The following is a 13,068-nucleotide window of genomic DNA, read 5'->3' on the forward strand; positions in this document are numbered from 1 at the left end:
TGAGAACGATATAACAGTTTCTCAGAAAGCGCAGCCGCTTTATATTTCTGTAACAGACGGATATCCATGATCCGCATCTGCTGTCTGCTTTGCTTTTGATCTTTATGCTGAAATCTTCCTGCAAAAGCTCACATAGGAAGCTTCTGATAGGGAATCCTCTCTTTATCCAGGATCTCCATTTCTCTTTTATGGCAGGTACTTATGATCACCTGTCTGTTTTCTTTATGTAGCCACCTGAGAGCCGCTGCAAGACGTTCTTCATCATACATGCCAAATACATCATCCAGGATCACAGGGAACGGTTCCTCTTTGCAGAAAAGCTCTCCTGCTGCCATACGAAGGGCAAAATAAATCTGCTCCAGTGTCCCGCGGCTCAGTCTCTCAATGGATACGATACGCTCCCCTGTGTTCACAGACATATGCAGTGCCTCATCCATCAGAACCTCCTGGTATCTGCCACCGGTGATCTCACTTAATATCTCAGATGTACGTTTTTTCAGACGGACCCCTACCTGATCCGTAATGTTTCCGGAAAGTGCCTCAATCGTCTCCATGGCCATATTCAGCGCCTGGATCTCCGTTTCCTCCGGAGTGATCACTTCTGTGTTTTCTTCACATTCCGTCAACTCTGCCTGCAGGTTCTCCAGCGCTGTATGCTTCTCTTCGTAGTCACTGTCCAGACTGTTCCGGTTCCAGGTCAGCTCCTCATGTCTGGAATGCCAGCGCTCTCTCTGACGTTCTCTCTTATTCAGCTCCCTGCTGAGCCGTATGCGAAAAAACAATGCCGCTGCAGAAATCGCCGCAGTTGCCACGCCTGCCAGAACACTGAAAATGACCTGCCCGGAAAAAGCTGCCAGGCAGCCGGTACCGGCAATCCCGCCAAGCAGCACAACTGCCAGAACTGCATCTGTCAGCTCCCGCCTTCTTTTTACACGATCGATCCGAAGCTCAAGAAGATCCTCTGTACTCCGTTCTCTGGTCCCTATGTTCATCCCGTCCTGCTGCTGCATGATCCGATCACGCTTCTCATCCAGTTCACGGATCTCTCTGCGGATATATTCCATGTTTGCGGAAATCTTTTCTTTTTCCTTTTCCAGCTCCTTTTTTCGCCGGGCCGCTTCTGTCAGATATCCTTTTCTGGACATTTTCAGCATCTGCATGGCTCGTCCCATGTCAATGGAACTGTCACCAGTTCCCTGATAGCTGGCCATGTAATTCTGCAGTTCACGTACGAGATCTTTTCCTGTAACGCTTTTCAGCTGTGCCACAGACACCGTATTATCATAAACTGCCTCACTTACATTTCCCAGAATAGTCCCAAGAGCTCCCTGTTCCGCATCCACAAGACTGCCATCATCTTCACAGAGAAGCTCTCCCAGCTTCTTTTCTTTATAAAAATTCCTGGTTAGACGATACTTCTTCCCCTTGCTTGTGAACCACATGATCCCACCATATTCTGCCGGATTTTCCCACGGTTCATATTTTGTATATGTATCGTTCAGAGCAGCCTTTCCCCGCAGTCTGCGAACGCCGTAAAACATGGAGCGGATAAATGTATGTGTGGTAGTTTTTCCACTCTCATTTTCACCGTAAAGTACGTTGATCCCAGGCGAAAGCTCCATATCCTTGTCCCGGATCTTCCCGAAATTTTTTATTTTTAAACGTCTGATAACCATCTTATGCTATCCTCCTGTGCTGCCCCTTTATCGCCGGCTGCCTGTCTCAAGCAATGCCTGAAGCCCATAATACAGCGCCTTTTTTTCCACGGTATCCATACCCTTTTTGGCCAGAAAATAGCCGATATAATCACCGATCAGAGTACCGCTGTAGCGTTTGTAGAGCTCACCAAGATTATACGCCGGCCAGGATTCATCCACAACATCGGTAACATTTCCGAGGCTTTTCAGTTTCTCAGGGATCAGAAGAAGATCCGGCGAACGCATTCCCTGAAGAATGATCCTGTAGATATTCCTTCCTCCTCTGCGGAAAATCTGGGATTTTACCGCTTCTTCCAGAGATATCTGTGTAGTTTCCTCGTGAAGTGTCATTACCAGCTGCTGATAGGAACGACAGGCAAAGGGAACGAACTCTGTACGGATCCTTCCGTTGATCAGTCGTCCCTCCATATATCCATGTTCCCCTGTATCATTCCTGTCAATGGGCTCCAGAGCCCCGGAAAAGGCCGCCTGGTCACGGATCAGGATCTGCGGCTTGTGGATATGCCCTAACGCCACATAATCGAAGCCTGATGCCGCCAGAGCTGCTGCACTGAGAGGAATATGCTTCTCATCGCCGCCATGGGCCAGCAGAATATGGATTCCTTCTTTCTGGACAGGGACAGCCTGATCATAAAGTCCGTCTTTTATTTCCCGGTCATAGTAACTCAGTCCATATACATAGACATCAAGCCTGGGATCTTTAACGCAGGTCAGTTCCCTGCTCCTGAAAAATATAACATTGGAATTCCACTCAAACGTATTATAAAAAGAATCTCTGCTTATAAAATCATGATTTCCTGCCATCAGATACACTCTGGTATCCGGGATGGTGGAAAACAGATAATTTACTTCCTTAAGCTCTCTCATAAGAGGCTGGCGGTGGAACAAATCTCCGGATATAAATAGCAAATCCACCGGATCTTCGCGGATGCCCGCAATAACCCGGCGGAAAGTGCTCCAGATTTCTTCCTCCCGCTCTTTGCTCCACGGGCAGCCCCTGTCGGGAACCGCGCCCAGATGCACGTCTGCAAGATGAATAAATCTCATAATGTTCTCCCTTGTGTGTCAGTCACACATATCAATACCTGTTGCCAATTTCTCCCTGCTGTTCTCTGATCTCAGGAGCACAGAACGTCCTGCTGTGCAAAAGTGTTCTGATCAAAGATCGCAGTTCTTTACAGTTCTCGGGAATGGGATCACGTCACGGATGTTGCCCATACCTGTAAGGTACATGACACATCTCTCAAATCCAAGACCAAAGCCGGAATGACGTGTGGAACCATATTTACGAAGATCCAGATAGAAATCGTAATCCTCCGGTTTCAGACCCAGCTCATCCATACGTGTTTTCAGCTTGTCGTAGTCATCCTCTCTCTGACTTCCTCCGATGATCTCTCCGATTCCCGGCACCAGACAGTCCATAGCCGCAACTGTCTTTCCATCCTCGTTGAGTTTCATGTAGAATGCCTTGATCTCCTTCGGATAATCTGTAACAAATACCGGTCTCTTGTAGACCTGCTCTGTCAGATAGCGCTCATGCTCTGTCTGAAGATCACATCCCCAGAATACCTTGTAATCAAATTTGTCATTGTTCTTCTCAAGGATCTCAACAGCCTCTGTATAGGTCACATGCGCAAATTCAGAATTAAGCACATGGTTCAGTCTGTCAAGAAGCCCCTTGTCAATGAAGGAATTGAAGAAGTTCATTTCCTCCGGTGCATTCTCAAAGACATAACGGATCACGTATTTCAGCATAGCCTCTGCAAGCTCCATAGCATCCTGAAGGTCTGCAAACGCACACTCAGGCTCGATCATCCAGAACTCAGCTGCATGACGGGTAGTGTTGGAATTCTCAGCACGGAAGGTCGGTCCGAATGTGTAGATATTGCGGAATGCCTGTGCATAAGTCTCTCCGTTCAGCTGTCCGCTTACGGTAAGGTTTGTCTCCTTTCCGAAGAAATCCTGTGAATAATCAACACTTCCATCCTCTGTCAGCGGAATATTCTTCGGATCCAGTGTTGTTACCTGGAACATCTCTCCTGCACCTTCACAGTCACTTCCTGTGATCAGCGGTGTATGCACATAGACAAAGCCTCTCTCCTGGAAAAATTTATGGATCGCATATGCACAGAGAGAACGTACACGAAATACAGCCTGAAAAGTATTTGTTCTCGGTCTTAAATGTGTCATGGTCCTTAAGTATTCAAGACTGTGTCTCTTCTTCTGAAGTGGATAATCCGGTGCGGAAGCTCCCTCTACAGATATCTCTGTTGCCTGGATCTCAAATGGCTGCTTCGCCTGAGGGGTAGCTACCAGCGTTCCCTTAACAATGATGGCCGCTCCAACGTTCAGCTTGGAAACCTCTGCGAAATTCTCCATGTTATCGTGATATACGATCTGAAGAGTTTCAAAAAAGCTTCCATCATGAAGTACGATGAATCCAAACGCCTTGGAATCACGAACACTTCGTACCCATCCACCTACGGTGATCTCTTTGTCGAGATACTGTTCACGGTTTCTGTAAATCTCTTTCACTGTTGTCAGTTTCATAATCTATACCTCATTCCTCATATTCAGGATCACACGTCCCTGCGGACCTCCAAACGTCCGTATCGAATTAAGTATAGACTATTCTCATGGTTCGTGCAAGGAGTAATTGCCCTGTCGGACAGAAAAATAGCGGGCCGCCGGACAGAAAAATCCCGCCTGGCGGAATGTCTCCGGCAGACGGGATTTTTCTGTCTGTTATACCATTAATAATAAGATGCGTTGATACTTCCTGTGTTGAGATAAGTAATGCAGTAATAGTAGATCCTCTTGAATGTCTTTGTTGTGTAATGAAGTCCGTCATCGCCATCATCCACACCATCATAGCGGGCATTGGTCCCGTAGCCTTTTTTCATAAGTACGCTGTACATATCAATATATTTGTAATACAGAGAAAGACCGGAACGGATCTTGCTGTTGAATTCTCTTACCTGTGCTTCTGTACGGGCGCCTCTTCCCGTTTTTGTGATCATGGTACTGTTGACGGGATTTACAGACATGTAAAAGAGCTTACAGTTCTTACTTTTCAATGTGGATGCGATACTGGTCATATAGCTGACATAATTGCCTGCATTTCCCAGGTCATTGACACCCAGATTAAAGATAACGGCGATCGGTTTGGAACCTTCTGTTTTGTCGATCTCTTCTATAAGCTGTGCATATCCTGTATCCCGGAACCAGCTCAAGCCCTTTCCTGGGTTTGCAACAAAAGAAACCCCATTTGTTACAGAACTGCTCATCTGTTTTTTCAGTGTCGCCTGTATTCCTGCAGTACGGGAATCTCCCACAAAAATGACCTTACTGTACATCATACCGATAGCCGGATGAGCCATCTCATCGGAACTGATGTCCTTCTCCAGTGCACGGTTAAATACCGTCGCATACAGATTGGTATTTTTGTTGATCCGCAGAAGTTCACCGGCTTCATAATCCGGATCTGTGGAAGAACCGGTCCGTCTGGTCTTAGACCAGCCCATAAATGTATAACCTGTCGCATTGGATACAGATGGGAGCTTAAGGTAACCGCCCTTTCCAAGTGTTACTGTCTTCCATACGGTTCCGTTTGCCTTGCGGAGATTTACTTTTACTGACTGCATCTGTACAGAATAGTATCTGATATTACCGGAGATTTTAATCTTCGTTCCTACTTTTTTTGCAGTAGATGCCTTGCCGTTCTTTGCTGTTGACCAGCCAAGATTTACATATCCCGATCTGGATGGAACTGCAGGCAATGTGTAATATGTACCCTCTTCTACTTTTTTCTGCAGCTTCTTATATGCGGAATTGGTGCTTCCATTTCCAAGATAGAAGTTTACGGTATAATACTTACTCTTTCTGCGGACCGCATACAGAGTCATATCTTTTCTGACCTTTACGCTGGCACCTGCTTTATATACCACCTTACTGCTCCCCTTCCGTGTGGTCCATCCGAGATTCTGATATCCCACAGCCTTGGGTACTGCCGGAAGCTTGATCGTAGTATTTAATGTCACGTTCCGTGTCAGTGCGGTATACGTCTTACTTTTGCTGGTACCTGAATTATTATTGAACTTAACGGTATAAACAAGCTTCGCCGCCGACACCTTATGCGATGCAGCCGGCACAAAGATCAGTGCAGCTGCCACAAGTGCCAGCAAAAGCCATTTTATCCGAAAGGCCTTTCCGGTTTTTTCCCTGTTTTTCATATAAACAAACTCCTCCTGAAATACATATCCATCCCCGGGTGCCTCCGTACTTTTTTACAGAGTATTGATAAATCTCATAAATGCATCCCTGCCCTCTGGTGTGCATTTATAAACACCGGCATCCTCCAGTACATGAACAAATACATTGCCCACTTCCCTGCGAAGGACTTCCTGGATATTATCTTTATCAAGTTTCTCATATTTTGGCAGAAATTCTGCAACCCATGCAGCATGTTTCTCGATTTTCTCATTGGAAGCGATGTCCCTGCCGCTTAAAATGTATTCTTCAAGAAGCTCCAGCTCTTCTTTCAGACGTGCCGGAAGAACAGCGAGTCCCATAACTTCGATAAGACCGATATTCTCTTTCTTGATATGATGATAGCATGCATGCGGATGATAAACCCCCAGCGGATGCTCCTCTGTTGTGATATTGTTACGTAATGTCAGATCCAGTTCAAAGGTATCTCCCACTTTACGTGCGATCGGTGTGATGGTGTTATGCGGCTCTCCGTCTGTTTCTGCAAAGATAAATGCAGCCTCATCCGTATATCCTCTCCAGCCTGCCAGTACATGTGTTGCCAGATCGATCAGTCTCGTCTCGTCTTTACTGCGGATACGCAGTACGGAAAGAGGCCATTTTACAATGCCGGCTTCCACATCTTCGTATCCCGGGATCGTCACATGCTTTTCAATCTCTGCCTTCGCCATGGCAAAGGTATAATGCCCGCCCTGGAAATGATCGTGGCTGAGGATAGAACCTCCTACGATTGGAAGATCCGCATTGGAGCCAAGGAAATAATGTGGGAACAGCTTTACAAAATCAAACAGCTTGATAAATGTATTTCTCTCGATCTTCATCGGAGTATGCTGACTGTTAAATACGATACAATGTTCATTGTAGTAAACATATGGAGAGTACTGGAAGCCCCATGGACTGTCATTGATGGTAATCGGGATGATCCTGTGGTTCTCCCTTGCCGGATGATTGACTCTTCCTGCATAGCCTTCATTTTCCGGACAAAGCAGACATTTTGGATAGCTGCTGGATTTTACCAGCTTGGCAGCTGCGATAGCCTTTGGGTCTTTTTCCGGCTTGGACAGGTTGATCGTGATATCGATCTTGCCATATTCGCTGTCTACTGTCCATTTCTGATCTTTTTTTACGCGATAACGTCTGATATAGTTACTGTCCTGACTCAGCTTATAAAAATAATCTGTGGCTTTTTCCGGATCTTCTTTATAAGCATCCCAGAATTCTCTCTGCACCTGGGCAGGACGCGGCATCAGACAGTTCATCAGTTTTGTATCAAAGAGATCTCTGTACACAATACTGTCCTCGATGATGCCCCTCTTTACAGCCTCATCAAGAAGTTCGTTCAAAGTCTCCTCAAGATTGATTTTAGCATACTCTGTCTCCGGTTCTGTATATTCGCTTTCCCCAAAGGCATCCAGAAGAAGATTGGTTGCATAAATTCTTTCGCATTCTGGAGTAATACCACTCTCCACCCCATACTGTACCAGTTTTTTAATACTTTCACTTAACATTGATTTTTCCCCTTTCCTGTCGCGCTTTTCCCGGAAAACAGGAACTTTTTTCCTGTTTTCCGATTTATGCCAAACGGGAACTCCCGTCTTGCCATCCTGCTGTAACCCCATGGCCTTCATCCGGCCTGCTCTGTAAGCATCACTCTATGACGTTTTCTATATAGGTGAGAAATACATTTCCGGCACTCTCAAACAGCGCTGTACTGTCATTCATTCCATACGGGCTGATCTGCCCTGTTGCCGGATCATAAAGATAGGTATTATATTCATCATAGCCTACGATCACCACACTGGAATTTTCTCCTGTCTTGGCGATCACCGGTCTCTGGGCACTGACCTCATAAAGAACATTGTCAAGAGTGCAGCCGGTCAGATCGATCACCGTTCCCATATCACCAAGGCTATCCTGAAGTTCTTTTTTCTTCCAGTTGGCTGTACGTATACTTTCCGGTACATCCTCTATATTCATCTGGAGCTTTGTTTTTTTGTTTCCACGTTCCCAGACATACTGCTGCGCACGGTTAAGTACCACTCCAGTCTGCGCATCCGCGCGTTTCACAGCTGCAGCCGGATCGGTATAGATACGGTCAAGAGAACCATATGCATAAACATAATAAAGTTCTCCCTGTGGAACGGTAGTATCCAATGTTACCGATGAGTCTTCAGTACTCTCGATCTTGGAACAAACAAGCAGCGGACTGTCTGTCTCCGGTTTCTGAGTCATGGTCAGGCGGATCAGCGTTCCTGCACGGTTTGTAGTGATCAATGCTACATCTATCTGGCTTCCGGATGCTTTTTTGTTATTCATGATATTGTCCTTTTTCTGGACTGTATAAGCATTCCCCGATTTTGCAGAAAGTTCAAACTCCATCATGGTACTGCCAACCGTTACGTTGGTGATATAAAGGCCATCCTGACGATACTCTTTTTTCACCTTTCCTTTAAAGCTTTCAATGCGTAATGTACTGATTCCCTCTGTTTCATGTCCGTTGGCATCCGTAAGAATATCTTCATCGGAAAGGATCCCATATACCAGATCTTCATTCATAAATCCCAGAGCTCTCAGATTTTTTCCGCTTTCCGGCGAAATATCTCTTGTTTTCAGAGAATCAAATTCAATTTCCCGGATCTTCCCTGCATCATCTCCGGATTCGATCAGCCATGCTGCATGTGCCTTGGTATCTGACACAACAAAATGGTTCTGTTTGATTCCTTCTTCCAGAACCTGTGAGGTTCCTGTCTCAATATCTACCTGATACAGCTTCTGTGCAAACAGCAGAAACAGCTGATTGTTTTTGTTTACATAAGTGAGTGTTCCAAGATCTTCCTTCAGGAACTCGTAGGATTCTGTACTTGGTATGAATACTTTTTCTTCCACCACATTACGGTCGCTGTTGTAGTGATAAACACAGACACCGCTGTATCCCTCGTGAACACCACGGTTCATGTAACCGTACAATACAAAGTCCACATCCCCGTTATCTGCCACTCGGATGATCTTGATATCATGTTCGTTGCGCACATATCTGGAATCGTTATCTTCCTCTTTGCGGAAGCTGAAGATCCTTGTGATCTTTCCGCTGGACGGTGCATAAGACCAGAGATCCCCATCCTGCTCAAAAGCAACGATCTTTCCACTGCTGTCTGAAGCATAGGTGACATTCTTGTCACGGACACCCAGAAGCAGGCCTGCATCGGAAACTACCTTCTGAGACGGATCAAATACCTTCGTTGCAGAACGTTTAAAATCCAGCAGCATGATCCTTGTTTCTGTATAACGCATACGGTAAAATTCCGTAACATCATAAATTTCGGTTTTACCCTCATCATCCTGTGCGGAAACCTGATAATCCAGCGTAATACTTGCAGTCGTTTCATTGATATCATCGATCAGCGGAACTCCTTCCATGTAGAGCTTCGGAGAAAGGGATCCCCAGCTGATATTGGAAAGTCCGGAACTGATGGAAATATTATTGTAATTCGTTCCGCCGGAAATATCCTCCGCTTCCAGATATCCGGTCAGCGTATCTGCCTGTTCCTTGTCCAGACACTTTGTGGAAAAATCCTTGACAAACTGAAGATACGCTTCTGTATTCAACTGGGTTCTGGAAACCACTCTTGTATAGTAGTAAACTTCCCCCTCACTGGTATCCAGCGTGATCTGCATGGAATACTCCTGGTTCATGCGAAGGTCACTGCCGATCTCAATCTCTGTACTTAAACAGCCGTTGTCCTCTTTCGTGAGATTCTTGATCTTACGGTTCTCCATAACTTTGCTTCCGTCTGAAGTCCGTACCTCATAAGCAAGCCCTGTTACTGTATCAGCATATGGGTTGATCTCAAAAGACACTTTTTTGGTCGTATCCAGCGGAGTAATACTTCCTCTCATGAAATCGGTCTGCATCTGCTGTCTGTATCCATACATCTTATTTGCCTGGGTACTTCCGATCTTTACCATAACCTCCGGAAGTGTGGCATCGTTCATATCTGAGCGGTTATCTGTAGACTGACTGTTCATCAGAAATGAGGTCCCGGCTACTACTGCCACAAAGATCACCAGCAGTATCACTCCCTTACGTAGGATCTTCATCATGTCATTCTCCCTTCTGTGAGGCTGACTCTTCCGGATAAAGAAGCCTGTCCAGGGTAGGAGCCACATGAAGAGCCTTCATGGTATCCGAAAAACTGTCCCTGCTCTTTTTCTTTCCGGTTTTTACTGCGCGGATCAGAATATTTTTTGGTGTATGTTCCATATCGATAAATTCAAGAAGCTGGGTTTCATATCCTTTGCTTTCCAGAAGCTCGGCACGAAGACCATCTGTGATCAGAGCTGCCATTCTTTCCTTCAGGATCCCATAACGCATAACAGGCTGGAGCATTTCGTTTCGAATCTGACGATTCAGTTCATGCTGACAGCATGGAACAGACAGGATCACCTGAGCCCCCCATTCCACTGCCTTGGCCAGAGCGAAATCTGTTGCTGTATCGCAGGCATGAAGTGTCACCACCATGTCCACAGAAGAAACGCCTTCGTACCCTGCAATATCTCCCTGGTAAAAATGCAGCTTGTCATAACCATAAGATCTGGCCAATTCACTGCAATGCCGTATCACATCTTCCTTAAGATCCAGCCCTATGATGTTTACATCAAAACCCTCCAGTTCTCTGAGATAATAATACATAGCAAAAGTAAGATAGGATTTTCCGCAGCCAAAATCCAGGATCGTGATCTCTCTGTCTTTAGGAAGCTTCGGAAGGATATCCCTGATAAACTCCAGAAAGCGATTGATCTGTCTGAACTTGTCATATCTGGAAGCAACGATCTTTCCATCCTTTGTCATAACTCCCAGATCCACCAGAAACGGAGCTGCCGTTCCCTCTCTGAGAATGTACTGTTTCACCCGGTTATGAGGAGCGATCTTTATCTTCTCATTCTGCGCAGGCCCGTGTTGTTTTGTTTTGATGGTTGCTTTCCCTTTCTTGCTGATAAGGATACTTCCATCCTGACTGCGTCCAGTTGCCTGAAGCTGACGAAATTCCTCCATGGCATGCTCCAGATAAGCGATCATCTCTTCCCTGGTAAAATTCTTATGATAAACCTTCGTCCCTTCTGTCATGGACGCCTGGTAAAAAATCTGACCCTTCAGCTCCACAGGACGAAGCTTCACCTTGGAAGGTCCCTCGCCAGTCCTGCGGCCACTGACAACAGCCTGTATCAGCTGTTCATTAATCTGTTCTTCTAAAAATTCCCTTATTGTTTTCATCATACTTCCATTATATTCACTTTTTGTTTTATTGTATATGGACAGATGTTGTGCGAACCAGTTTTGGTCGCTTCTGCCAGTATCACTGTATCGTTCATGGGTAAACCGCCATTTTAATACTCAGTGCGGAAACATTTTCTGCACCTTTTCCTCCTGCATCTTCGTCTGGAAATCTCCTGATACACCAGCACTTCGATCAGATCATCCAGGAACCCTCCTGGAATCTCCTGTACACTGGTATCTCCTTCCATCTGTCCTTTCACCTGGTGACAGATGTGATAGAGCATGAAACGATCCGGATATTCATCATACAGCCGGCTTCCCTCATAATCCAAAAGCTGACACTGTGCTTCCGCTTTTTCCTGGATCCTTCGGGCTGTATCCGGATAGTATGATCTCATCAGATCAAATTCCTTTTCCTGTTCTCTCTCTTCATTATAAAAACCAGGACTTCCCTGTGTAGCATAAAACGGATAAAAATCTGGATAGATCATAACTCTTCTGCGGTCCTCTCTCTGCTATCTCTTACAGTATATGCAGAAGAAAAATGACGGTTCCCTCCAAAGTTCCGATCAGGCCATCCGTTTCAGCATTCCCTGGGTCAGACGTACGCTGTGCTCAATTGCAAGCTTTTCAAAAGCCGGATAATCCATGTTTGCACTATTATCTGCTTTATCTGAGATAGCACGGATGATCAGGAATGGAATCCCGTTAAGAGCTGCTGCCTGTCCGATCGCTGCGCCCTCCATCTCAACAGCATAGGCGCTGAATTCCTTTACAATATTATCTTTTACACCCTGATCACATACAAACTGATCTCCGGAAGCAATTCTTCCTTCAAAAACCCTGATCTCCGGATTTACCTCCTCACATACATCATGTGCGATCTTACGAAGGCACTCATCTGCCTGGAAGGAAAACTCTTTCATCTGCGGAATCTGTCCCTTCGGATATCCGAATCCGGTTGCATCCATATCATGATGAAGAACATCTGTGGAAAGTACGATATCTCCAATATTGATATCATTGTTAAGGCTTCCTGCGATACCGGTATTGATCACCGCTTCCACCTGAAAGAGATCTGCCAGGATCTGGGTGCACATGCCGGCATTTACCTTACCGATCCCGGACTGTACCACAACTACCTTCTTTCCTTCCAGAACACCCTCATAAAAATCCATTCCGGCTCTGGTAGTAATGGATACATTCTCCATAACCTCTTTCAGTCTTGCTACTTCCTGTTCCATTGCTCCTATGATTCCAACACATTTCATGATCTGTAAATCCTCTCTTTCAATATGATATCCCGCTGAATTTCACAGTTTTTTCCGTTCAGCAGTATCTTTTTCTTTTTCTACATTGTTCATTATAACAAATTTTATTTTTTATGGAAACTTTTTTTGAGAGATGCTATAATCGATAAATAAACAGAACAGGAGGTAACCAGAATGGTTTATAAGACAAAAGGCGTCTGTGCTCAGGGAATTGAGTTCGAGATCGACGATAATAAAAAAGTTCACAATATCAAGTTTACAGGCGGATGTTCCGGAAACACACAGGGTGTTGCACAGCTTGCAGAGGGAATGGATGCAGATGAAGTGATCTCCCGTCTGGAAGGCATCCGCTGCGGATTCAAACCAACTTCATGTCCGGATCAGCTTGCAAAAGCCATCCGCCAGGCATTGAACGAAGGCTGATCTCACATAATCTTATTTTGTATATCGGATTTATCATCACCCTGCGAAAAATTTCCGCAGGGTGATTTTAGGATGATTTGACAAAATAATTGTTTCAATGTTATCTTTGTTA

General features: G+C 45.4%; 10 protein-coding genes. 1 reads left to right on the forward strand and 9 read right to left on the reverse strand.

Annotated features, from left to right (window positions below; genetic code table 11):
• Positions 1-128 precede the first annotated feature (128 nt).
• The 9 genes from NE638_RS00165 to NE638_RS00205 form a co-directional block, all read right to left on the reverse strand.
• Positions 129-1,676 (reverse strand): ATP-binding protein, encoded by a 1,548-nt coding sequence (locus NE638_RS00165; RefSeq protein ID WP_173745592.1) that lies wholly within the window; start codon positions 1,674-1,676, stop codon positions 129-131.
• Positions 1,677-1,703: 27 nt separating this feature from the next.
• Positions 1,704-2,765: a metallophosphoesterase family protein gene (locus NE638_RS00170; RefSeq protein ID WP_173745593.1), complete on the reverse strand. Its 1,062-nt coding sequence runs from the start codon at positions 2,763-2,765 to the stop codon at positions 1,704-1,706.
• Between the two features lie 111 nt (positions 2,766-2,876).
• Positions 2,877-4,268 carry an asparagine--tRNA ligase gene (gene asnS / locus NE638_RS00175; RefSeq protein ID WP_015525643.1) on the reverse strand — a complete coding sequence of 464 codons (1,392 nt, stop codon included), beginning with the start codon at positions 4,266-4,268 and terminating at the stop codon, positions 2,877-2,879.
• 203 nt (positions 4,269-4,471) lie between these two features.
• Positions 4,472-5,950, reverse strand: coding sequence for an InlB B-repeat-containing protein (locus NE638_RS00180; RefSeq protein ID WP_021652853.1), 1,479 nt, complete (start codon positions 5,948-5,950; stop codon positions 4,472-4,474).
• Between the two features lie 54 nt (positions 5,951-6,004).
• Positions 6,005-7,495, reverse strand: a complete 1,491-nt coding sequence (gene galT, locus NE638_RS00185; protein ID WP_044962316.1) for a UDP-glucose--hexose-1-phosphate uridylyltransferase — start codon at positions 7,493-7,495, stop codon at positions 6,005-6,007.
• Between the two features lie 139 nt (positions 7,496-7,634).
• Complete coding sequence (locus NE638_RS00190; RefSeq protein ID WP_173745594.1) at positions 7,635-10,088, reverse strand: hypothetical protein; 2,454 nt, start codon at positions 10,086-10,088, stop codon at positions 7,635-7,637.
• A 1-nt stretch (position 10,089) separates the two neighbouring features.
• The gene (locus tag NE638_RS00195) at positions 10,090-11,259 is read right to left on the reverse strand and encodes a class I SAM-dependent methyltransferase (protein ID WP_015525637.1); all 1,170 of its coding nucleotides are present in this window, start codon (positions 11,257-11,259) and stop codon (positions 10,090-10,092) included.
• Positions 11,260-11,372: 113 nt separating this feature from the next.
• Complete coding sequence (locus NE638_RS00200; protein WP_015525636.1) at positions 11,373-11,753, reverse strand: hypothetical protein; 381 nt, start codon at positions 11,751-11,753, stop codon at positions 11,373-11,375.
• 78 nt (positions 11,754-11,831) lie between these two features.
• Positions 11,832-12,533 carry a 5'-methylthioadenosine/adenosylhomocysteine nucleosidase gene (locus NE638_RS00205; protein ID WP_015525635.1) on the reverse strand — a complete coding sequence of 234 codons (702 nt, stop codon included), beginning with the start codon at positions 12,531-12,533 and terminating at the stop codon, positions 11,832-11,834.
• A gap of 174 nt (positions 12,534-12,707) precedes the next feature.
• Between NE638_RS00205 and NE638_RS00210 the strand changes: the two genes are divergently transcribed.
• Complete coding sequence (locus tag NE638_RS00210) at positions 12,708-12,956, forward strand: TIGR03905 family TSCPD domain-containing protein (RefSeq protein ID WP_015525634.1); 249 nt, start codon at positions 12,708-12,710, stop codon at positions 12,954-12,956.
• Positions 12,957-13,068 lie beyond the last annotated feature (112 nt).

The sequence above is a fragment of the Blautia sp. MSK.18.38 genome (assembly GCF_024460535.1).
GTDB classification, from domain to species: domain Bacteria; phylum Bacillota; class Clostridia; order Lachnospirales; family Lachnospiraceae; genus Blautia_A; species Blautia_A fusiformis.

Excerpts from the sequence above, each read along its gene's own strand:
- NE638_RS00165 (WP_173745592.1), bottom strand. The coding sequence starts at position 1,676 with ATGGTTATCAGACGTTTAAAAATAAAAAATTTCGGGAAGATCCGGGAC.
- NE638_RS00170 (WP_173745593.1), bottom strand. The coding sequence starts at position 2,765 with ATGAGATTTATTCATCTTGCAGACGTGCATCTGGGCGCGGTTCCCGAC.
- asnS (WP_015525643.1), bottom strand. The coding sequence starts at position 4,268 with ATGAAACTGACAACAGTGAAAGAGATTTACAGAAACCGTGAACAGTAT.
- NE638_RS00180 (WP_021652853.1), bottom strand. The coding sequence starts at position 5,950 with ATGAAAAACAGGGAAAAAACCGGAAAGGCCTTTCGGATAAAATGGCTT.
- galT (WP_044962316.1), bottom strand. The coding sequence starts at position 7,495 with ATGTTAAGTGAAAGTATTAAAAAACTGGTACAGTATGGGGTGGAGAGT.
- NE638_RS00190 (WP_173745594.1), bottom strand. The coding sequence starts at position 10,088 with ATGATGAAGATCCTACGTAAGGGAGTGATACTGCTGGTGATCTTTGTG.
- NE638_RS00195 (WP_015525637.1), bottom strand. The coding sequence starts at position 11,259 with ATGAAAACAATAAGGGAATTTTTAGAAGAACAGATTAATGAACAGCTG.
- NE638_RS00200 (WP_015525636.1), bottom strand. The coding sequence starts at position 11,753 with ATGATCTATCCAGATTTTTATCCGTTTTATGCTACACAGGGAAGTCCT.
- NE638_RS00205 (WP_015525635.1), bottom strand. The coding sequence starts at position 12,533 with ATGAAATGTGTTGGAATCATAGGAGCAATGGAACAGGAAGTAGCAAGA.
- NE638_RS00210 (WP_015525634.1), top strand. The coding sequence starts at position 12,708 with ATGGTTTATAAGACAAAAGGCGTCTGTGCTCAGGGAATTGAGTTCGAG.